This is a genomic window from Rathayibacter sp. AY1D2, from assembly GCF_002932695.1.
In the GTDB taxonomy this organism is placed as follows: Bacteria; Actinomycetota; Actinomycetes; order Actinomycetales; family Microbacteriaceae; genus Rathayibacter.
The window spans coordinates 1-20,634 of the sequence record NZ_PSVX01000016.1 but is presented as its reverse complement, the minus strand read 5'-3'; the positions used below and the strand labels follow the sequence as shown (position 1 = coordinate 20,634).

Here is a 20,634-nt window from a genome sequence, read left to right as displayed (position 1 = left end):
CCTCGGAGTCTACCCGCGGGGGTTCCGCGTCCAGAGGTCCAGACCGGCGCGACCGGCCTGATCCACCGCCGTCGAGGAGGAGCCCGATGAAGTCCGAGCACGAGTACGCGGTGTCCGTCGTCTGGGAGGGCGATCGGGGCACCGGCACGAGCGGCTACCGCGAGTACGGGCGCCAGCTGACCGTCACGGCGGAGGGCCCGGCGCCCATCCTCGCCTCGGCCGACACGCCCTTCCGGGGCGACGCCGACCGCTGGAACCCGGAGCAGCTGCTCCTCGCGGCGCTCGCGCAGTGCCACCTCCTCTCCTACCTGCACGTGGCGGTCAAGAACGGAGTCGTCGTCACCGGCTACACGGACGACGCGGTGGGCTCGATGCTGCAGGAGGGGGAGAGCGGCCGCTTCACCTCGGTGACCCTCCGGCCCCGCGTCACTGTCGCCGAGGAGTCGATGGTGGCGATCGCCCAGACGCTGCACGCCGAGGCCTCCCGGCTCTGCTTCATCGCGAACTCGGTGAACTTCCCCGTCGCCCACGAGCCGGAGGCGTCCGCGCGCTGAGGCTCAGCGGCGCTCGTGCGGGAGCGCCCGGCGGATGCGCTCGACCGTGGTCGTCGGCGGCGACTCGTTGTACGCACCGGCGAGCTCCTGCCCGGAGAGCGCGTGGACGGCCGCCATCACCTCGTCGGTGGCGTGGCGTCGGGCGCGGCCGGAGTCGGCGGAGCCGTGCCGCGAGAGGTCCAGCGGAGCCCCGAAGCGGACCGTGATCCGGTGCAGGCGCGGCACCCTCGTGCCCACCGGCTGGAGCTCCTGCGTGCCGATCATGCCGACGGGGACCACCGGCGCGCCCGTGGTGAGGGCGAGCCACGCCACTCCGGTGCGGCCTTTGTAGAGGCGCCCGTCGCGGGAGCGGGTGCCCTCGGGGTAGACGGCGAACGCCTCGTCCCGCTCGAGGATCGCCCGGCCGAGGTCCAGCGCCTCCTGAGCGGCCTGGCCGGCGCCGCGCTCGACCGCGACGGCTCCGACGCTCGTGAAGAAGGCGCGCGAGAGGGCGCCCCGCACGCCGGTCCCCGTGAAGTAGTCCGACTTGGCCAGGAACTGCACCGGCCGCGGGGCGAGCAGCGTCAGCACCGGGGAGTCGATGAACGAGAGGTGGTTGGCCGCCAGGATCACGCGTCCCTCGGCCGGGACGTTGTCGCGCCCCTCCACGATCGGCCGGTAGACCAGCCGGCCGACGCCGCCGATGGACAGGCGCGCCAGACGCGCGGAGAGGCCGATCCCCGGGGGAGTCGGCCTCTCGTGGTCGTCGTCGATCCGCATTCCGACGAAGCTACCGGGGCGTCCATGCCGCTCCGGTCATGCGGCGGATCAGCCGAACTGGGCGAGCGCCTCCTCGATGACCGTCGCGGCGTCGTCGATGAGCTCCTCGCTGATGACCACGCTCGGCATGATCCGCAGCACGCTGTCCCAGCTGCCCGCGTCGAGGACGATCACGCCGTTCGTGGTGGCGTGCTTCAGGATCGCGGTGAGCGCCTCCGGGTACTGCTTCTTCGTGCCCGGGTGGACGAGCTCGACGCCCCACATCGCGCCCTTGCCGCGGACCTCGCCCACGACCGCGAAGCGCTCGGCCCAGTCGCCGATCCGCGCCTGCAGTAGGCGCTCGACCCGCTGCGCCTCCTCCAGCAGGCCCTCGGACTCGATCGCCTCGAACGTCGCGAGCGCCGCGGCGGTGGAGACGGGGTTGCCGCCGAACGTGCCGCCGATGCCGCCTGGCTGCACGGCGTCCATGATCTCGGCGCGGCCGGTGACGGCGGCGAGCGGGAAGCCGCCGGCGATGCCCTTGGCCGTCGTGATGAGGTCCGGGACCACGCCGTGGTGCTCGATGGAGTACCAGGTGCCGGTGCGGGCGATGCCGGCCTGGATCTCGTCCGCGACGAAGACGATGCCGTTCTCGGTGCAGAACTCGGACAGGCGGCGGAAGTAGCCCGGCGCCGGGATGATGATGCCGCCGTCGCCCTGGATCGGCTCGACGAAGAGCGCGGCCAGCTCCTGCGCGCCGATGTGGGTGGTGATGTAGTCGATGGTGCGCTCGGCCGCCTCCTCGCCCGTCATGCCCTCGGGGTCGCGGAACGGGTAGCTGATCGGGAGGCTGTAGATCTCTCCCGGGAAGGGGCCCATGCCCGCGCGCTCCGGCCAGGGGCGGTAGGTCATCGCCATCGTGAGGTTGGTGCGGCCGTGGAAGGCGTGGTCGAGCGTCGCGATGGCGCGGCGGCCGGTGAACTTCCGCGCGATCTTGACGGCGTTCTCGACCGCCTCCGCGCCGGAGTTGACCAGGATCGAGTGCTTCTCGAAGTCCCCGGGGGTGATCTCGGCGAGCTTCTCGGCGACCCGGACGTAGTTCTCGTACGGAGTGACGGTGAAGAGGGTGTGCGTCAGCTTCTCGGCCTGCGCGGCGGCCGCCGCGGCGACCGCGGGGTGCGCGTGGCCGATGGTGGTCACTCCGATGCCGCAGCCGAGGTCGATCAGGCGGTTGCCGTCGACGTCGACCAGGACCGCGCCCGACGCGTGGTCCATGTAGATGTTCGCGAGCGTCCCGGCGCCGCGGGAGACGCTGGCGACGCGGCGCTCCTGGAGGGCGACGGAGCGCGGGCCGGGGAGCTCGGTGACGAGCTCTCGGGACTGGGGGACCGAGAATTCACGCATTCCCCGATGGTAGGCCTGGGACCGTTCGAGGACCCGCACCCAGCGCGTTGCGAGGCGCGCCGTGCAGGATGGAGGCGATCCCCGAACGTCCACCGGCCGCCGCCGGTCACGAAAGGTGCCCCTGTGCGCAGAACCATCGCGATCCTCGCCGTCCTCGGCGCCTCCCTGAGCCTGGCGGCCTGCACCCCCGGGGAGCCGGATGCAGCGCCGTCCGCCTCCGCCACCCCGCTCGGCTGCGCGACCGAGGGCGAGGCGACCGCCGCGGTGCAGACCAGCGGCGACTTCGCCACCAAGCCGGTCACCGTGTTCCCCAGCCCGGTCAGCGTGGACGCCACCGAGCGCTCCGTCGCGATCGAGGGCACCGGCGAGGAGGTCGCCGAGGGCGACACCGTGCTGGTCGACTACACGCTCTACAACGGGACGAGCGGTGCCGAGTTCTCGGCGAGCAGCTACGCGTCCGGTGGCCGCGCGGCCTTCGAGGTCGACACCGACCAGTACCTCGCCGGCCTCGTGAAGGCCGTCAACTGCGCGACCGTCGGCTCGCGCGTCGTCGCAGTCGTTCCCCCGGCCGACGCGTTCGGCGACGCCGGGCAGAGCCAGTTCGGCATCGCCGCGACCGACTCGATCGTCATGGTGATCGACGTCGAGCAGATCGTGCCGACCGCCGCCGACGGCGAGCCGCAGCCCCCGGTCGACGGCCTGCCGACGGTGGCGCTCGCCGAGGACGGGGCGCCCACCGTCACCATCCCCTCGACCGACCCGCCCGCCGACCTGCAGCTCGCCGTCCTCAAGAAGGGGAGCGGCGCGACCGTGGCCGACGGCGACCAGCTGATCGTGCAGTACCAGGGCGTGGTCTGGGGCACCGGCGAGGTGTTCGACCAGAGCTGGGGGAAGCCGGCTCCCGCCGCCTTCGGCACCGGCGACGTGATCGAGGGCTTCAAGGAGGCCGTGGTCGGCCAGACCGTCGGCTCGCAGGTGCTCGTCACCATCCCGCCGTCGAAGGGCTACGGCGACCAGGGCAACCAGAACGCGGGGATCAGCGGGACCGACACCCTCGTCTTCGTGGTCGACATCCTCGCCATCAGCTGACCGGGAGGCGCTGGGCGCTCCGTGCCAGGATGGGCGGATGCGCAGGGTCATCATCCTCGGCTCGACCGGGTCCATCGGCACGCAGGCTCTCGACGTCATCGGCGCGAACCGCGAGCGGTTCGAGGTCGTCGGCCTCGCCGCCGGCTCGAACCGGGCGGTGGTCGCCGAGCAGGCGTCCGCGTTCGGCGTCGAGCACACGGCGTTCGGCGCGGAGGAGGCCGAGCAGCTGATCCGCTCGGTCGACGCGGACGTCGTGCTGAACGGGATCACCGGCTCGGTGGGGCTCGGCCCGACGCTCGCGGCGCTCGAGGAGGGCAGGACGCTCGCCCTCGCCAACAAGGAGTCGCTGATCGTCGGCGGCGAGCTCGTCACCTCGCTCGCCGGTCCCGGCCAGATCGTGCCGGTCGACTCCGAGCACTCCGCGATCGCCCAGGCCCTCCTCGCGGGCGAGCACCGCGAGGTCCGCCGCCTCGTGCTGACCGCGTCCGGCGGGCCGTTCCGGGGACGCGACCGCGCCTCCCTCCGCGACGTCACCCCGGCGCAGGCGCTCGCGCACCCGACCTGGGACATGGGCCTGGTCGTCACGACCAACTCCTCCACTCTGGTCAACAAGGGGCTCGAGGTGATCGAGGCGCACCTGCTCTTCGACGTCCCCTACGACCGGATCGACGTCACCGTGCACCCGCAGTCGGTGATCCACTCGATGGTCGAGTACGTCGACGGCTCGACGATCGCCCAGGCCTCGCCGCCGGACATGCGGCTCCCGATCTCGCTCGGCCTCGACTGGCCGCACCGCGTCGCCGGGGTCGGCGTCCCGCTCGACTGGACCCGCTCCCACTCCTGGACGTTCGAGCCGCTGGACGAGGAGGCGTTCCCCTCGGTCCGGCTCGCGAAGCGCGTCGGGGAGGCGGGCGCCTCCTACCCGGCCGTGTTCAACGCGGCGAACGAGCAGGCCGTGCAGGCGTTCCACGCGGGGCGGATCGGCTACCTCGACATCCTCGAGACGGTGGAGGCGGTGGTCGATGCGCACAGCGTCGACGGCTCGCTGACCCGCGAGTCGCTGGCCGCGGCGGAGGAGTGGGCGCGCCGCACGGCGGACGAGCGGATCGCCGGAGTCTGACCAGGGGTCATCCGGACGGGCTCCGTCTCCGCGGATCCGTGTCGGCGGACGTCGCGCCGCTGATCCTCTCGGCCGCGGAGTTCATCGGATCCGTGCAGGCGCACCCCAGCGTGGACGGGCGGGCCCGGCCTACAGTGTGTCGGTGGAATCCGTGCTGCTCTTCGTCCTCGGCGTCGTCATCATCGCCGTCGGCGTCGCCCTCTCCATCGCCCTGCACGAGGTCGGGCACCTGCTCCCCGCCAAGCTGTTCGGGGTCAAGGTCACGCAGTACATGATCGGGTTCGGGCCGACCCTCTTCTCCCGGCGACGCGGCGAGACGGAGTACGGCGTCAAGGCGATCCCGCTCGGCGGCTACATCGCCATGATCGGCATGTACCCGCCGAAGCACCCGGGGGACCGGCCCACGGAGTCGAGCACAGGCTTCTTCAACGGCCTGGCGTCCTCCGAGGCCCAGCTCGAGGAGCCCCGGCGCGGCGCCTACGCCACGATGATCGACGAGGCCCGTGCCGCCAGCGCCGAGACGATCGGCGACGGCGAGGACCATCGCGCGTTCTACCGGCTCCCCGTGTGGAAGCGCGTGCTCGTCATGGCCGGCGGCCCCTTCATGAACCTCGTGATCGCCACGGTCCTCTTCACCGTCCTCCTCTGCGGCATCGGGATCCCGCAGAGCACCAGCACCCTCGCCGCGGTCTCGCAGTGCGTGGTCCCGGAGTCGCAGCGCGCGACCGCGACCTGCACCGCCGACGACCCGCTGGCACCCGGAGCCGCGGCCGGCCTGCTGCCGGGCGACACGATCACGGCGATCGACGGCACTCCGGTGAGCACCTGGAACGACCTGACCCCGATCATCCAGCGCTCCGCGGGCGTCCCGCTCAGCGTGTCCGTCCAGCGCGACGGCGCGCCGCTGACCCTCACGATCACCCCCGCCGAGAACGAGGTCGCGGTGACCGACGCGAACGGCGCCCCCGTCACCGACGCCTCCGGTGCGATCGAGACGCAGACGGTCGGCTTCATCGGCATCTCGCCCACATCGGCCCTCGCGCAGCAGCCGATCACCGCGGTGCCCGAGACGGTCTGGTCGAACATCACCAGCGTCGCCCACGTCATCCTCAACCTGCCGCAGCGCCTCATCGACGTCGCCCAGGCGGCGTTCGGCTCGGAGGCGCGCGACGCCAACGGCCCGATCAGCGTCGTCGGAGTGGGCCGGATCGCGGGCGAGATCGCCGCCTCCGACCAGCTCCCCGTCGTGTCGAAGGTGCAGACGATGGTCGGCGTCCTCGCCTCGCTCAACGTCGCCCTCCTCGTCTTCAACCTGGTGCCGCTGCTCCCCATGGACGGCGGCCACATCGCCGGCGCCCTCTGGGAGGGCCTGCGCCGCCGGATCGCCAGGCTCTTCGGACGCCGCGACCCCGGCCCCGTCGACATCGCCCGCCTGCTCCCGCTCACCTACGTCGTCGTCCTCGTCCTCGGCGGCATGAGCGCCCTCCTCATCTACGCCGACATCGTCAAGCCGATCACGCTGTTCTGAGTTGGATTCCACGCCGGGCCTCGCCCGGCGTGGCGCGGTCGGCTTCTCGGGGTGGGGCGTGGGTGGAGCGGGCCGCAGGCGGCTAGGGCGAATCGCTGGGACGCGATTCACCCGTTCGCCTCGCGGGTGGGAGCACGGGCCTCGCCCGGCGTGGCGCGGTCGGCTTCTCGGGGTGGGGGCGTGGGTGGAGCGGGGTGCGGACGGCTGGGGCGAATCGCTGGGACGCGATTCACCCGTTCGCCTCGGGGGTGGCAGGGCGGTCGCTGACCGGCGTGGCGCGGTCCGCTCTGTGAAGGGAGCGGGCTGGCAGCGTCTGCGGTGAATCGCTCGGACGGGATCGGCGGTTCGGCTCGGGGCGAGGCGACCGCGGATCGTCGTGCGGTCTCGGGCTGAGAGCAGGTGCGGTGGACGGGTTCCGAGGCGCGCAGGAGGGGCGGCGGCTGGGAAGGTGCGGCGAGCGGACGAGGGGTCCCGCGGCGCGCGTACGATGGGGCGCGTGCCAGCAGTGAATCTGGGTCTTCCCAAGGTCCCCATGACCCTCGCCCCCCGCCGCAAGTCCCGCCAGATCAAGGTGGGCAAGGTGCTCGTGGGCGGTGACGCGCAGGTCAGCGTCCAGTCGATGTGCACCACACCGACGACGAACATCAACGCGACCCTCCAGCAGATCGCCGAGCTCACCGCGTCCGGCTGCGACATCGTCCGCGTCGCGGTGCCGAGCCGCGACGACGCGGAGGCGCTGCCGATCATCGCCAAGAAGAGCCAGATCCCGGTCATCGCCGACATCCACTTCCAGCCCAACTACGTCTACGCCGCGATCGACGCCGGCTGCGCCGCGGTCCGCGTGAACCCCGGCAACATCCGCAAGTTCGACGACCAGGTCGGCAAGATCGCCGCCGCCGCGAAGGCCGCCGGCGTCTCGATCCGCATCGGCGTCAACGCCGGCTCGCTCGAGCCGAGCATCCTGCAGAAGTACGGCAAGCCCACCCCCGAGGCCCTCGTCGAGAGCGCCGTCTGGGAGGCCAGCCTCTTCGAGGAGCACGACTTCCACGACTTCAAGATCTCGGTCAAGCACAACGACCCCGTCGTCATGGTGAAGGCCTACCGCCAGCTCGCCGAGCGCGGCGACTGGCCCCTCCACCTCGGCGTCACCGAGGCCGGCCCCGAGTTCCAGGGGACGATCAAGTCCGCCACCGCCTTCGGCATCCTCCTCGGCGAGGGCATCGGCGACACCATCCGCGTGTCCCTCTCGGCCCCGCCCGCGCAGGAGGTCAAGGTCGGCCTGCAGATCCTCCAGTCGCTGAACCTCCGCGAGCGCAAGCTCGAGATCGTCTCCTGCCCCAGCTGCGGCCGCGCGCAGGTCGACGTCTACACGCTCGCCAACGACGTCACCGCCGGCCTCGAGGGCATGAGCGTCCCGCTGCGCGTCGCCGTCATGGGCTGCGTCGTCAACGGACCCGGCGAGGCCCGCGAGGCCGACCTGGGCGTCGCCTCCGGCAACGGCAAGGGCCAGATCTTCGTCAAGGGCGAGGTCATCAAGACCGTCCCCGAGGCCGAGATCGTCCAGACCCTCATCGAGGAGGCCAACCGCCTGGCCGCCGAGATGCCGGCCGACGACACCTCGACCGGAGCCCCGGTCGTCACCGTCGGCGCGAACTGACGGCGCGGGGCGGATCGACGTGGTCCGCCCCGCACTGCGCCTCGCGCTCGTGGTCGTCGCCGCCGCGCTCCTCGCCTCCGGTGTCGCCGCGCTCCGCAGCGGCCCGTCCTCCGAGGCCGGCGAGTGCATCGACAGCCGCACCCCGCAGGACCCCTTCGGCTGCGACCGCTGGGTGCTGACCGCGGCAGAGGGGGAGACCCCGTACACGGCCTGGGTCGAGGACGCCCGCGTCCGCCTCCGCTCGGAGAGCGTCGGGGGTGCGCCGACCCTGGTCGTCGGCACGGGCTGCCTCGTGGTCAGCGCCGCCTACCGGATCGACGACGGCGTGCTGGTCCCCGGCGATGAGGTGACCGGATCCGACAGCTGCTCCGACACGCCGAGCCCCGAGGCCATCCGGCTCCGGGCGCTCCTCTCCGGCCCGATGACGATCGGCGGCACCCCCGACGACGTGCTGCTGGACGGCACGGGCGGAGCGGTCGTCTTCTCGCGGATCCCCGACTGAGGCTCCCGGCGCCCTCGCGAGCCGGGGGAGCGCAGCGGATAGGATCGTCCCTCGTGGTCACCCGTCTCTCGCATCTGTTCGTCCGCACGCTCCGGGAGGATCCCGCCGACGCCGAGGTCGCGGGCCACCGCCTCCTCGTCCGCGCGGGCTACATCCGCCGTCAGGCGCCCGGCGTCTTCGCCTGGCTGCCGCTGGGCCTGCGCGTCAAGCGCCGCATAGAGCGGATCATCCACGAGGAGATGGAGGCGGCCGGCGCCCAGGAGGTGCACTTCCCCGCGCTCCTGCCCCGCGAGCCCTACGAGCTCTCGGGCCGCTGGACCGAGTACGGCGACGGCGTGTTCCGCCTGAAGGACCGCAAGGACGCCGACTACATGCTGGCTCCCACGCACGAGGAGTTCTTCACGCTGCTCGTGAAGGACCTCTACTCCTCCTACAAGGACCTGCCCCTGTCGATCTACCAGATCCAGGACAAGTACCGGGACGAGGCGCGGCCCCGCGCGGGCCTCCTGCGCGGCCGCGAGTTCACGATGAAGGACGCGTACTCCTTCGACTACACCGACGCCGGCCTCGACGCGAGCTACCAGCGCCAGCGCGACGCCTACGAGCGGATCTTCGCCCGCCTGGGCCTGGAGTACGTGATCGTGCAGGCCGACGCCGGAGCGATGGGCGGCTCCCGGAGCGAGGAGTTCCTGCACCCCACCCCCGTCGGCGAGGACACCTTCGTCCGGTCGGCGGGAGGGTACGCGGCGAACGTCGAGGCGTACCGCACGCCCGTCCCCGCGGCGCTGCCCGTCGAGGGCCTGCCCGAGGCGCGCGTCTTCGACTCGCCCGACACCCCGACCATCCAGACCCTGGTCGACCTGGCGAACGCGACGCAGCCCCGCCCCGACGGCCGCGCCTGGACCGCCGCCGACACCCTGAAGAACGTCGTCCTCGCGCTCACCGCGCTCGACGGCACCCGCGAGCTCGTGATCGTCGGCCTGCCCGGCGACCGCGACGTCGACCTCAAGCGCGCCGAAGTGGCCTTCGCCCCGGCCGAGGTCGAGGCCGCCACCGCGGAGGACTTCGCGAAGCACCCCGGACTGGTCAAGGGCTACATCGGACCCTGGTCGGCCGAGGGAGCCGTCCTGGGCGAGGAGTCGGCGACCGGCGTCCGCTACCTGCTCGACCCGCGCGTGGTCGACGGCACCGCCTGGATCACCGGGGCCAACGTCTCCGGGCAGCACGTCCTCGATCTGGTCGCCGGCCGCGACTTCCACGGCGACGCCACCGTCGAGGTCGCGGACGTCCGCACCGGTGACGAGGCGCCCGACGGCTCGGGCCCGATCGAGACCGCCCGCGGCATGGAGATCGGCCACGTCTTCCAGCTCGGCCGCAAGTACGCCGACGTCCTCGGGCTGAAGGTGCTCGACGAGAACGGGAAGCTCGTCACCGTCACGATGGGCTCCTACGGCATCGGCGTGACCCGCATCCTCGCCATCATCGCCGAGGCCACCCACGACGACCGAGGACTGCTCTGGCCCGCGAACGTCGCGCCGTTCGACGTGCACGTCATCGCGACCGGCAAGGACGCGGCGGCTCTCGAGCTCGCCGAGTCGGTCGGCGCCTCCCTCGAGGCCGCCGGCCGCGACGTGCTGATCGACGACCGCCCGAAGGTCTCGCCCGGCGTCAAGTTCGGCGACGCCGAGCTGATCGGGGTGCCCGTGATCGTCATCGCGGGCCGAGGAGCGGCCGACGGGATCGTCGAGCTGTGGGACCGCCGGTCCGGCGAGCGCGAGCAGCTCCCGGTCGCCGAGGCGCTCGCCCGGCTGGGCGCCTAGACCCGACACGCCGAGGGCCCCGCCACCGCTTCCCGTGGCAGGCGGGGCCCTCCGTGCGTCGGCAGGATCCGCGGGTGGAACCCCGGGCCGCGTCGGGTACCCTTGAGGGCTGATCCGGGTGAGAGCCCGGCAGGCGAACGACCGCGGTCACCACCGCGGCATCCAAGTGAATAGAGAGAAAGGCCCGCCCGTGGACATCGACCTGAGCGTTCTGCGACTCATGGAGCGCGAGCGCGAGATCCCCTTCGAGGAACTCGTGCAGATCATCGAGCAGGCGATCCTGACCGCCTACCTCAAGCACATCGGCCAGGCCGACGACGCCGACAAGGCCACCGCCGTCGACGCGCGAGTGCACCTCGACCGCAAGACCGGTCACGTCTCGGTCTTCGTGCCCGAGCTCGACGAAGAGGGCGCCGTCGTGGGCGAGGCCGAGGACTCCCCGCGCGACTTCGGCCGCATCGCCGCCTTCGCCGCGAAGCAGGTCATCAACCAGCGCCTGCGCGACATCGCCGACGAGCACGTGCTCGGCGAGTTCAAGGGCCGCGAGGGCGACATCGTCGCCGGCGTCATCCAGCAGGGCCCCAACCCGCGGATGATCCACGTCGACCTCGGCTCCATCGAGGCGATCCTCTCGCCCGAGGAGCAGGTGCCCGGCGAGGACTACAGCCACGGACGCCGCATCCGCGTCTACGTCACGAGCGTCGGCCGCGGACCCAAGGGCCCGTCGGTCCAGGTGTCCCGCACCCACCCGTCGCTGGTGCGCAAGCTGTTCGCCCTCGAGGTCCCCGAGATCGCGTCCGGCGTGGTGGAGATCGTCTCCCTCGCCCGCGAGGCGGGCCACCGCACCAAGATCGCGGTGCGCGCGAACGAGCCCGGCGTGAACGCCAAGGGCGCCTGCATCGGCGAGCTCGGCCAGCGCGTGCGCGCGGTGACCGCCGAGCTCAACAACGAGAAGATCGACATCGTCGACTACTCCTCCGACCTGCCGACCTTCGTCGCCAGCGCGCTCTCGCCCGCCAAGGTGACCAGCGCGTTCGTGATCGACCAGAGCCTCAAGGCCGTCCGGGCGCTCGTCCCCGACTACCAGCTCTCGCTCGCCATCGGCAAGGAGGGCCAGAACGCCCGCCTCGCCGCCAAGCTGACCGGCGCGAAGATCGACATCCAGCCCGATTCGGTGATGGACGGGGAGTGATCCCCGAGCATCGGCCGTGCGGGGGAGCGGTCCCGGAGGGGAGGGAGTAGAGTGGAAGCCGTCAGAACGTGCGTCGGCTGCCGTCTGCGCGCCCCCCGGGCCTCTCTTCTGAGGCTGGTCCTCCACTCGAACGTCCTCGCGGTAGACCCGCGTGCCGTCCGTCCTGGTCGGGGAGCGTGGCTCCACGACACAGCCGACTGCTACGAGCTCGCGGTCAAGCGCCGCGCGTTCGGAAGAGCGTTCCGGACACGCGAGAGCGTGGACGCGAGCGAGCTGGAGCAGTACATCGCACGATCAGACCGGCTCGGCCCCTCGACCGGAGGGGCCGGAGCAGCGCACGATCACACCATAGAGAACAGGCAGAACGGCCCGTGAACTGATCATGAGCGAAGACTGATGAGCGGCTCGAAATGAGACCCGTCCGTTCGTGACGCCTGCCCCCGTCTTGGGTGCAGGCCCAAGACAGGAGAGAAGTGGCAAAACCACGCGTACACGAGATCGCATCCGAACTGGGTGTCGATAGCAAGGTCGCACTTGCGAAGTTGAAGGAGCTCGGCGAGTTCGTCAAGGGCCCGTCCTCGAGCATCGAACCCCCGGTGGCGCGCAAGCTCCGCCAGGCCCTCCAGGGCCAGGGCGGTTCCTCCGCGGGAGCGTCGGTGACCCCGGCCGCCCCCGCCGCCGGTGCCCGTCCCGGGGCCCCGCGCCCCTCCGGCGCCCGTCCGTCCGCGCCCACGCCCGGCCCGGCCAAGCCGCCCGCTCCGGCGCCCGCACCGCCGATGTCTGTCGCCGAGCGCCAGGCCCAGGCTCAGGCAGCCCAGGAGGCCGCGGCCGCTCAGCGCGCCCAGGCAGCCAAGGACGCGCCCGCCGAGGCCGCCGCTCCGGCTCCGACCGAGGCCCCCGCGGCTCCGGCCGCCGCCGAGAAGCCGGCGTCCGGCGCGACCCCCGGCGGACCCAAGCCCGTGACCCCGCGTCCGGCTCCCGCCGCGAACACCCCGCGCCCCGGCGGCGCCTCGGGCGGCTCCAACCGCCCCGGCGGCACCCCGCGCCCGGGCAACAACCCGTTCGCCAGCAACCAGGGCATGGGACAGCGTCCCGCCGCCCCGCGCCCCGGCAACAACCCCTTCGCCAGCTCGCAGGGCATGGGATCGCGTCCGACCCCGGGCAACATCCCCCGCCCGGCTGCTCCGCGCCCCGGCGCGCCCCGACCCGGCGGACCCGGCATGGGCCAGCGCCCCGCCGGCTTCGGCCAGCGTCCCGGCGGACCCGGCGGCGGAGCAGGACGTCCCGGCGGTGCCGGTCGTCCGGCCGGCGGCGGCTTCCAGCGCCCCGGCGGCGCTCCCGGTGCCGGTGGCGGCTTCGCCCCGCGTCCCGGTGGCGGCGGCGGTCGCGGTCGCGGCCCCGGCGGTGGAACCGCAGGAGCCTTCGGTCGCGGCGGCGGCAAGAGCAAGGCCCGGAAGTCCAAGCGCACGAAGCGTCAGGAGTTCGAGCTCAGGGAGGCCCCGTCGCTCGGCGGCGTCAGCGTCCCCCGCGGCGACGGCAGGACGGTCATCCGTCTGCGCCGCGGCGCGTCGATCTCGGACTTCGCCGACAAGATCGAGGCCATGACCGGCGTGCCGGTGCCCCCCGGCAACCTGGTCACCGTCCTCTTCGCCCTCGGCGAGATGGCGACGGCGACCGAGTCGCTCGACGAGGCCACCTTCGAGGTGCTCGGCTCCGAGCTCGGCTTCAAGATCCAGGTCGTCTCGCCCGAGGACGAGGACAAGGAGCTCCTCGAGGGCTTCGGTCTCGACCTCGAGCAGGAGCTCGACGACGAGACGGACGAGGACCTCGAGATCCGTCCGCCGGTCGTCACCGTCATGGGTCACGTCGACCACGGAAAGACGCGCCTGCTCGACGCGATCCGCAACGCCAACGTCGTCGCCGGCGAGGCGGGCGGCATCACGCAGCACATCGGTGCGTACCAGGTCGTCGCGGAGCACGAGGGCATCGAGCGCCCGATCACCTTCATCGACACCCCGGGTCACGAGGCGTTCACCGCCATGCGAGCCCGCGGTGCCCAGGTCACGGACATCGCGATCCTCGTGGTCGCGGCGGACGACGGCATCATGCCGCAGACCATCGAGGCGCTGAACCACGCCCAGGCGGCCAACGTGCCGATCGTGGTCGCGGTGAACAAGGTGGACAAGCCCGACGCCAACCCGGCCAAGGTGCGCCAGCAGCTCACCGAGTTCGGGCTCGTCGCCGAGGAGTACGGCGGAGACGTCATGTTCGTCGACGTGTCGGCTCGCGCGGGCACCGGCATCCAGGACCTCCTGGACGCCGTGCTGCTCACCGCGGACGCCGGTCTCGACCTGCGCGCCAACCCCAACAAGGAGGCGCGCGGAGTCGCGATCGAGGCGAAGCTCGACAAGGGACGCGGTGCGGTCGCGACCGTGCTCATCCAGTCGGGAACGCTGCGCGTCGGAGACGCGATCGTCGCCGGAACGGCCTACGGCCGCGTCCGTGCGATGGCGGACGAGAACGGCAACGCCGTCCTCGAAGCCGTGCCGTCGCGTCCGGTGCAGGTGCAGGGACTCTCGTCCGTGCCCCGCGCCGGCGACACCTTCCTCGTCACCGAGGAGGACCGCACGGCCCGTCAGATCGCCGAGAAGCGCGAAGCCGCTCAGCGCAACGCCCTGCTGGCCAAGGCCCGCAAGCGCATCTCGCTCGAGGACTTCACCCGTGCTCTCGAGGAGGGCAAGGTCGAGTCGCTCAACCTCATCATCAAGGGCGACGTGTCCGGTGCCGTCGAGGCGCTGGAGGAGTCGCTCGTCAAGATCGAGGTCGACGACTCGGTGCAGCTGCGCATCATCCACCGCGGTGTCGGTGCGATCACGGAGTCGGACGTCAACCTCGCGACGATCGACAACGCGATCATCGTGGGCTTCAACGTCCGCCCCGACCCGAAGGCCCGCGAGCGCGCTGCTCGAGAAGGAGTGGACATCCGCTTCTACTCGGTCATCTACAACGCGATCGAAGAGGTCGAGAACTCGCTCACGGGCATGCTCAAGCCCGAGTTCGAGGAGGTCCAGTCCGGTGTCGCCGAGATCCGCGAGGTGTTCCGCTCCTCCAAGTTCGGCAACATCGCGGGTGTCATCGTCCGCTCCGGCACGATCACCCGCAACTCGAAGGCGCGCGTCATCCGTGACGGCGTCGTGGTCGGGGACAACCTGGCCATCGAGTCGCTGCGTCGCTTCAAGGACGACGTCACGGAGGTCCGTACGGACTACGAGGCCGGTATCGGACTCGGAAAGTACAACGACATCCAGATCGGCGACGAGATCGAGACGATCGAGATGAAGGAGAAGCCGCGAGGCTGATCCGCTCCACTGGAAGGCCCGGGTCCGCCCGGGCCTTCCGGCGTCTCACGGCGCTGTTCGTGCGGGATCGGGAGGGGACTCTCGTCCTCTCGCGCCCTGCGGGAGGAATCGGGGGCCGCCCGTGTCCCGGAGGTGCGCACCCTCCAGCGGGCGCTTCCGCACCCCCGGGTGCGGGAGACCGACCCCGATCAGGCGCTCCTGTCTCGGCGGGTGCGCCCGCTGAACGAGCAGCTCGCGAGCAGCGCGCCTGCGGGCGACGTCCGGCTCCCGATCCAGCACCTGAGCCTTCCCTCCCCATCCGGTCCCCGAGGATCAGGGAGCCGCGAGAAGGCACCCCACCCGCGCCGTCGCAGACGCGCGGTCGAGGGGCATCACGCCCCAGAAGCAAGGCCCCCTCGGACGCGACCGGTCGTCCGGGCGGAGAGTGGTTGAATGGCGAGCTGAACGGTTCGCCGAGAGAGATGTGAGGACCAGCCATGGCAGATCCGGCCCGGGCGAGGAAGCTCGCCGAACGTATCCAGGTGATCGTCGCGAAGCGGCTCGAGCGCGGTCTCCGCGACCCGCGCCTCGGCTTCGTCACCATCACCGATGTCCAGGTGACCGGCGACCTGCAGCACGCCTCGGTGTTCTACACGGTCTACGGCACCGATGAGGAGCGCGCCGATTCGGCCGCGGCCCTCAAGGCCGCCACCGGAATGCTCCGCACCGAGGTGGGCAGGAACATCACGTCGCGGCTCACGCCGTCGCTCGAGTTCATCCTCGACGCGGTGCCCGAGAACGCGAAGCACATCGAGGACCTGCTCGCCGCCGCGCGCAGCCAGGACTCGCAGGTGCAGTCGCTCGCCGCTCAGGCGGACTACGCCGGCGAGGCCGACCCTTATGTGAAGCCCCGCGAGGACGACGAGGACTAGGCGCCGAGCCCGAACACCGCGGAGCCCGTGGCGACGTCGACCGATTCCAGGACGACGACGACACGGGCTCCCGGCGTGAGCGGGGCCGGGACGTCGACGGTGATCTCCGGGTCGAGCAGCTGGACCGAGGAGCGGGTGCGCGCCGAGGAGACGACGATCCCGCTGAAGGAGGCTCCTTCGCGGCCTCGGAGGACGGCGGCCTCGACGATCGCGGTCGCCGCACGGGAGGCGGCTCCGGCCCGACGGTCGCTCGCGGCGAGGAGCGGCGGGAGCAGGGGCAGCGCCTCGCGCAGCTGCGACGGGATCGTTCCGCCGCGGGACACCGCGAGGCAGACGGCGAGGCCGAACCGGTCGACCAGGCGCCGCAGCGGCGCGGTGACGTGCGCGTACGGCGCGGCGAGAGCCGCCTGCTCGGGATGCTCCGGCGGGGCGCCGTCGAAGGCGGTGTAGCCGGCGCCGCGGAACAGGCTCGCCGCGGCGTACATGATGGCGAGCTGGGCGGGGTCGGCGGTGTCGAGGCGGCGCAGGTAGGCGCCGTAGGCCTCCTCCTCGGGCCACGGGACGCCGAGCGCCGCGGCTCGGGAGCGGAAGGCCGCGACGGTGGCGGGGTCGGCCTCGGGCATGGTCCGGAGGATGCCCACCCCCGCGTCGAGCATCATCGTCGCCGCCGCCATACCGGTCAGCAGCGAGACCTGGGCGTTCCAGCCCTCGACGGCCAGGGGAGCGCGGCGCTCGACCCGGTAGCCGCCGTCGGCGGCGACGATCTCCTCCTCGGGCAGCGTCAGGCTCGCTCCTCCGCGCTCGGCCTCGCGCGCCAGGCGCTCGCGTCCGAACCAGGGGAGGAGGGCGAGGGAGGGGTGCGGATCGCCCGCGTCGACGCTGCGCTGCACGCCCTCGTAGTCGAGCCGGGCCACGCTGCGCACGAGCGCCCGCTCGAGGTGCACCGAGCGCGGCTCCGCCCGCTCGTCGAGGGTCAGCGTCCAGACCAGCGCTCGGCGCGTCTCGTCCGGCAGGAGCGACGCGGTCCCCTCGGAGAGGACCGCGGGGTGCAGCGGGACGCGGCCGTCCGGGAGGTAGTAGGTCTGGCCGCGGCGGCGCGTCTCGGCGTCGAGCGCTCCGCCGGTGCGGACGACCGCGGGCACGTCCGCGATGGCGTAGCGGAGGACGACGCCCTCCGACGTGCGCTCCAGGTGGAGGGCCTGGTCCAGGTCGAGCGAGCCGGGCGGGTCGATCGTCACGAAGGGGAGGTCCGTCCGGTCGACGCGGTCCTCGTCGTCCGCTCCGGCGTCCGCGTGCTCGGCCTCGGCCAGCGCGGCCGGCGGGAACGGGCCGGGCAGGTCGTTCTCGACGCGGACCGCGGCGAGGGCGCGCTGGACGTCCTGGGCGAGGTCGACGTCGAGGGTGCGCTCGACGGCGGCGTCGGGGCGGGGGAGGCGGAGGCGGCGACCGGTCACGGCGCCGACCCTACCCGCCTCCTCCGACGCGGACGGCGGTCGACGGGCCCTCAGGAGCCGGGGAGGAGGTAGCCGTCCTCCGGGCCGCCCGTCGCCAGGCCGTCGGCGAGGAGCCCGGCCAGGGCGCGACCGCGCTGGTCGGCGTCCGGCCAGAGAGACTCCACCTCGGCCGCGGTGACCGGGCCGTGCGCGGCGCGCAGCTCGGCGAGGATGAGGCCGCGGACCTGGCGGTCCGAGCCCTCGAACCGCTTCTGCTTCGCCTTCACGGGCCCGGTGTGCTCGGGGTACCCCTCCGCCCGCCAGCGGCAGAGGTCGCGGATCGGGCACTCGTCGCAGCGCGGAGCGCGGGCGGTGCAGACGATCGCCCCCAGCTCCATCGCGCCCGCGTTGAAGGCCGCCGCCTCGGAGAGCGACTCGGGCAGCAGCGCCGACATCGCGGCGAGGTCGGCCCTCGCGCGGGGCGGGCCGGGCTCCGCCGCTCCGTCGACCGCGCGCGCGAGGACCCGGCGGACGTTGGTGTCGACCACGGGGTGCCGCCTCCCGTAGGCGAACACGGCGATGGCGCGGGCGGTGTAGTCGCCGATGCCGGGCAGCGCGAGGAGGGTCTCGACGTCGTCGGGGACCACGTCGCCGTGCTCCTCGGCGATCGCCACGGCGCAGGCGTGCAGTCGCAGGGCCCGCCGCGGGTAGCCCAGGGACTGCCAGGCGCGCACCGCCTCGCCGGGCGGGACGGCGGCGAGTGCGGAGGGTGTCGGCCAGCGCTCCAGCCACTCCGCCAGACGCGGGACGACGCGGACCACCGGGGTCTGCTGCAGCATGAACTCGCTGACGAGCGTGCCCCAGGCGGGGAAGTTCTCGCGGCGCCACGGCAGGTCGCGGGCGCTCGTGCGGAACCAGGCGGTGATCGCGTCGGCGAGAGGGTCGGAGGGCATCAGCCCACACTAGGCGGCGGCGCGTATCGTGGGCGGATGACCAGGTGGGCTCCGCAGAAGGCCGATGTGCTCGACGCTCTCGCGGCGGAGGTGCTGCACAACTACGGGCGCGGACGGGTCAAGGTCGGGATCGACGGCGACGACCCCGCGGTGAGCGCGGCGTTCGCGCTCGACCTCGCGGAGGCGCTCCGCCGGGCCGGCAAGGACGCGATCGTCGCGCACCTCGCCGACTTCCGACGTCCCCGCGCCGATCGGGACGACCCCGCCGTGCCCGACGAGCAGCGCTCCTACGCGGCCGGGTACGACTACGAGCTCCTGCGCCGCGTGCTGCTCGATCCGTTCACCCTCGGCGGCAGCACCGGGTTCGTGCTCGCGGGCTTCGACGCGGTGCGCGACGAGGCGCGGCAGGCGCGCTGGCGGACCGCCGGCCGCGACGCGGTGCTGCTCGTCGACGGCGAGTTCGCCCTCCGGCCGGAGCTGCGCGGAGCGTGGAGCACCAGCATCCGCCTCGACACGCAGGAGCCGCCGGTGGACGCGGCGTACCGCGCCACGACGGACCCGCGCCGGCTGGCGGGGATCCTCGTCGACGTCCGCGATCCGGAGCAGCCCCGGCGCCTCTTCGCCGACTCCTGCTGAGCCTCGGGACGGAGGCCGCCGCCGCGGGCGGCGTCCGTCCGACAGGGCCGCGGGCTCAGACCAGGGCGGCGCGGCGCACGACCTCCGCCGGCGGCACGAAGGCGCCCGCCCGCTCGACCTCGTGCACCAGGTCGACCAGCAGCTGGTTGACCGGTGCCTCGCGCCCGCCGCGGTGAGCGGTGCGGACCACGGCCCCGGCCAGGTGGTCGATCTCGCTCGGCACTCCGCGGCGGACGCTCTGCAGCGTCGACCCGGGGTTCGGCACCTCGCCCATCCGCGCGGCCATCCGGCGGGGGAGCAGCTCGACCAGGGGCAGGGGAGCGGCGGCCAGGGCGCGGACGGACGTGTTCGAGAGTCCCTGCAGCGAGCCGAAGCGGACGCCAGACGCGAAGCCCGTCCGGGCGGCCTCGCGCATCGACCGGGCGAGGACGCGCCGCAGCCCCGGATCGTCGATCGTCTCCTGGACCGAGAGCCCGGTGATCGCGGGCAGGGCGTTGACCTCGTTGATCAGCAGCTTCGTCCACTGCGCTCCGGTGAAGTCGTCGGTGACGGCGGTGGGGACCGCCTCGCCGAGCACGGCGGCGGCCCGTCGCACGTCGTCGTCGGCCGGGCGGCCGGGGACGCCGAGCGTGGTCGTGGCAGGAGCCGTGACGGTGACGCGGCCGGGTTCGAGGTGGCTCGCGGCGAAGAGGGCGAGAGCACCCACGAGCCGGGCGTCGCGCACCTGCCGGGCCGCCGCGGTGAGCCCGTCCAGTCCGTTCTGGACGACGACGACGAGGGTGCCGTCGACCGTGCGGCGGTTGGTGCGCAGCGCGTCCTCGGCGTCCTGCGCTTTCGTGCAGACGAAGGCGAGATCGGGCACCAGGTCGAGGGACTCGCCGCAGCGGACCCAGGCGGTGTGCTCGCCCCACGCCCCGTCGAGCCGGATCCCCGACCGGCGGATCGCGGTGAGGTGGTCGCCTCGGGCGGTGACCTCGACGTCGTGCCCGGCGCGGTCGAGAAGGGCGGCGATGGTGCCGCCGACGGCGCCTGCTCCGAGTACTGCGATCCTCATCCGGACAGCCTAGGACGGGCGGGCGAGGGCTCCGGCTCCACCCCGGGGGTACTCCCGATCCGTCCGTGTATCCTCGCACCCGTGCTCGAGACCCCCGCCCCGGCTCCGAACGGGATCCTCCTGCTGGACAAGCCCGGCGGCATCACCAGCCACGACCTCGTCTCGCGGACCCGCCGCCGCGCGGGGACCCGCAAGGTCGGCCACGCGGGGACGCTCGATCCGATGGCGACCGGGCTGATGATCCTCGGTCTCGGCCCCTCGACGCGCCTGCTCACCTACCTCGTCGGCCTCGACAAGCAGTACGAGGCGACGATCCGGCTGGGCTCCTCCACCACCACCGACGACCAGGAGGGCGAGGTGCTCGCCTCGGCGGAGCCCGCCCTCGTCGCGGCCCTCGCCCCGGAGTCGGTGTCCGACGCGATCGCGGCCCTCACCGGAGCGATCGAGCAGGTCCCGAGCACGGTCAGCGCGATCAAGGTGGACGGCCGCCGCGCCTACGCCCGCGCCCGCGACGGCGAGGAGGTCGTGCTCGCCTCCCGCCCCGTGACCGTCTCGGAGTTCGCCGTCCTGGCGAGCCGCCCGGTCGAGGGGTTCCTCGACCTGGACGTGCGCGTCACCTGCTCCTCCGGCACCTACATCCGCGCGCTCGCCCGCGACCTGGGCGCGTCCCTCGGAGTCGGCGGC

The 20,634-nt window shown here is 72.9% G+C and carries 18 protein-coding genes; 13 read left to right on the top strand and 5 right to left on the bottom strand.

Annotated features, from left to right (window positions below; genetic code table 11):
* Window positions 1-86 precede the first annotated feature (86 nt).
* The gene (locus tag C5D04_RS05955) at window positions 87-554 is read left to right on the top strand and encodes an OsmC family protein (protein ID WP_104223041.1); all 468 of its coding nucleotides are present in this window, start codon (window positions 87-89) and stop codon (window positions 552-554) included.
* A 3-nt stretch (window positions 555-557) separates the two neighbouring features.
* Here C5D04_RS05955 and C5D04_RS05950 read toward each other — a convergent pair whose 3' ends face one another.
* Together C5D04_RS05950 and C5D04_RS05945 are read right to left on the bottom strand one after the other, a co-directional pair.
* Window positions 558-1,313, bottom strand: coding sequence for a 1-acyl-sn-glycerol-3-phosphate acyltransferase (locus C5D04_RS05950; protein ID WP_104223042.1), 756 nt, complete (start codon window positions 1,311-1,313; stop codon window positions 558-560).
* 48 nt (window positions 1,314-1,361) lie between these two features.
* Entirely contained in the window at window positions 1,362-2,696 is a 1,335-nt protein-coding gene (locus C5D04_RS05945) for an aminotransferase class III-fold pyridoxal phosphate-dependent enzyme (RefSeq protein ID WP_104223043.1), read from the bottom strand.
* Window positions 2,697-2,819: 123 nt separating this feature from the next.
* Between C5D04_RS05945 and C5D04_RS05940 the strand changes: the two genes are divergently transcribed.
* The 10 genes from C5D04_RS05940 (at window position 2,820) to rbfA (ending at window position 15,874) form a co-directional block, all read left to right on the top strand.
* Window positions 2,820-3,785 carry an FKBP-type peptidyl-prolyl cis-trans isomerase gene (locus C5D04_RS05940; RefSeq protein WP_181068285.1) on the top strand — a complete coding sequence of 322 codons (966 nt, stop codon included), beginning with the start codon at window positions 2,820-2,822 and terminating at the stop codon, window positions 3,783-3,785.
* Window positions 3,786-3,822: 37 nt separating this feature from the next.
* Window positions 3,823-4,905: a 1-deoxy-D-xylulose-5-phosphate reductoisomerase gene (dxr, locus tag C5D04_RS05935; RefSeq protein WP_104325315.1), complete on the top strand. Its 1,083-nt coding sequence runs from the start codon at window positions 3,823-3,825 to the stop codon at window positions 4,903-4,905.
* A 142-nt stretch (window positions 4,906-5,047) separates the two neighbouring features.
* Window positions 5,048-6,433, top strand: coding sequence for an RIP metalloprotease (locus C5D04_RS05930; protein ID WP_258065358.1), 1,386 nt, complete (start codon window positions 5,048-5,050; stop codon window positions 6,431-6,433).
* Window positions 6,434-6,929: 496 nt separating this feature from the next.
* On the top strand, window positions 6,930-8,090 hold the full coding sequence (gene ispG / locus C5D04_RS05925; RefSeq protein ID WP_173244694.1) for a flavodoxin-dependent (E)-4-hydroxy-3-methylbut-2-enyl-diphosphate synthase: 1,161 nt from the start codon (window positions 6,930-6,932) through the stop codon (window positions 8,088-8,090).
* A gap of 19 nt (window positions 8,091-8,109) precedes the next feature.
* Window positions 8,110-8,592: a hypothetical protein gene (locus C5D04_RS05920; protein WP_104246574.1), complete on the top strand. Its 483-nt coding sequence runs from the start codon at window positions 8,110-8,112 to the stop codon at window positions 8,590-8,592.
* A gap of 53 nt (window positions 8,593-8,645) precedes the next feature.
* Window positions 8,646-10,412 carry a proline--tRNA ligase gene (locus C5D04_RS05915; protein WP_104225179.1) on the top strand — a complete coding sequence of 589 codons (1,767 nt, stop codon included), beginning with the start codon at window positions 8,646-8,648 and terminating at the stop codon, window positions 10,410-10,412.
* Window positions 10,413-10,602: 190 nt separating this feature from the next.
* Complete coding sequence (nusA, locus tag C5D04_RS05910; protein WP_104347393.1) at window positions 10,603-11,604, top strand: transcription termination factor NusA; 1,002 nt, start codon at window positions 10,603-10,605, stop codon at window positions 11,602-11,604.
* 51 nt (window positions 11,605-11,655) lie between these two features.
* A complete protein-coding gene (locus C5D04_RS05905; RefSeq protein ID WP_104225593.1) occupies window positions 11,656-11,979 on the top strand; it encodes a YlxR family protein in 324 nt (107 codons plus the stop codon).
* A gap of 98 nt (window positions 11,980-12,077) precedes the next feature.
* Window positions 12,078-14,963, top strand: a complete 2,886-nt coding sequence (gene infB, locus C5D04_RS05900) for a translation initiation factor IF-2 (protein WP_104325313.1) — start codon at window positions 12,078-12,080, stop codon at window positions 14,961-14,963.
* Window positions 14,964-15,439: 476 nt separating this feature from the next.
* Window positions 15,440-15,874, top strand: coding sequence for a 30S ribosome-binding factor RbfA (rbfA, locus tag C5D04_RS05895; RefSeq protein ID WP_104223052.1), 435 nt, complete (start codon window positions 15,440-15,442; stop codon window positions 15,872-15,874).
* Here rbfA and C5D04_RS05890 read toward each other — a convergent pair.
* Together C5D04_RS05890 and C5D04_RS05885 are read right to left on the bottom strand one after the other, a co-directional pair.
* Entirely contained in the window at window positions 15,871-17,328 is a 1,458-nt protein-coding gene (locus C5D04_RS05890; protein WP_104291508.1) for a ribonuclease catalytic domain-containing protein, read from the bottom strand. The two genes, rbfA and C5D04_RS05890, sit on opposite strands and share 4 nt — an antisense overlap.
* A gap of 50 nt (window positions 17,329-17,378) precedes the next feature.
* On the bottom strand, window positions 17,379-18,260 hold the full coding sequence (locus C5D04_RS05885; RefSeq protein ID WP_104223054.1) for an A/G-specific adenine glycosylase: 882 nt from the start codon (window positions 18,258-18,260) through the stop codon (window positions 17,379-17,381).
* Between the two features lie 36 nt (window positions 18,261-18,296).
* Here C5D04_RS05885 and C5D04_RS05880 point away from each other — a divergent pair, with 36 nt between their 5' ends.
* Entirely contained in the window at window positions 18,297-18,896 is a 600-nt protein-coding gene (locus C5D04_RS05880) for a hypothetical protein (RefSeq protein WP_146078397.1), read from the top strand.
* Between the two features lie 55 nt (window positions 18,897-18,951).
* On the opposite strand, the gene C5D04_RS05875 is transcribed toward C5D04_RS05880, so the two are convergent.
* On the bottom strand, window positions 18,952-19,950 hold the full coding sequence (locus C5D04_RS05875; protein WP_104225598.1) for a ketopantoate reductase family protein: 999 nt from the start codon (window positions 19,948-19,950) through the stop codon (window positions 18,952-18,954).
* Window positions 19,951-20,031: 81 nt separating this feature from the next.
* Between C5D04_RS05875 and truB the strand changes: the two genes are divergently transcribed.
* Window positions 20,032-20,634, top strand: a 603-nt coding sequence (gene truB, locus C5D04_RS05870; protein ID WP_104260223.1) for a tRNA pseudouridine(55) synthase TruB, incomplete at its 3' end; no start/stop codon positions are given.

Bases quoted from the DNA above. Each gene is read 5' to 3' on its own strand.
- C5D04_RS05885 (WP_104223054.1), bottom strand. From the start codon at position 18,260: ATGCCCTCCGACCCTCTCGCCGACGCGATCACCGCCTGGTTCCGCACG.
- C5D04_RS05950 (WP_104223042.1), bottom strand. From the start codon at position 1,313: ATGCGGATCGACGACGACCACGAGAGGCCGACTCCCCCGGGGATCGGC.
- C5D04_RS05945 (WP_104223043.1), bottom strand. From the start codon at position 2,696: ATGCGTGAATTCTCGGTCCCCCAGTCCCGAGAGCTCGTCACCGAGCTC.
- C5D04_RS05955 (WP_104223041.1), top strand. From the start codon at position 87: ATGAAGTCCGAGCACGAGTACGCGGTGTCCGTCGTCTGGGAGGGCGAT.
- rbfA (WP_104223052.1), top strand. From the start codon at position 15,440: ATGGCAGATCCGGCCCGGGCGAGGAAGCTCGCCGAACGTATCCAGGTG.
- C5D04_RS05880 (WP_146078397.1), top strand. From the start codon at position 18,297: ATGACCAGGTGGGCTCCGCAGAAGGCCGATGTGCTCGACGCTCTCGCG.
- C5D04_RS05875 (WP_104225598.1), bottom strand. From the start codon at position 19,950: ATGAGGATCGCAGTACTCGGAGCAGGCGCCGTCGGCGGCACCATCGCC.
- dxr (WP_104325315.1), top strand. From the start codon at position 3,823: ATGCGCAGGGTCATCATCCTCGGCTCGACCGGGTCCATCGGCACGCAG.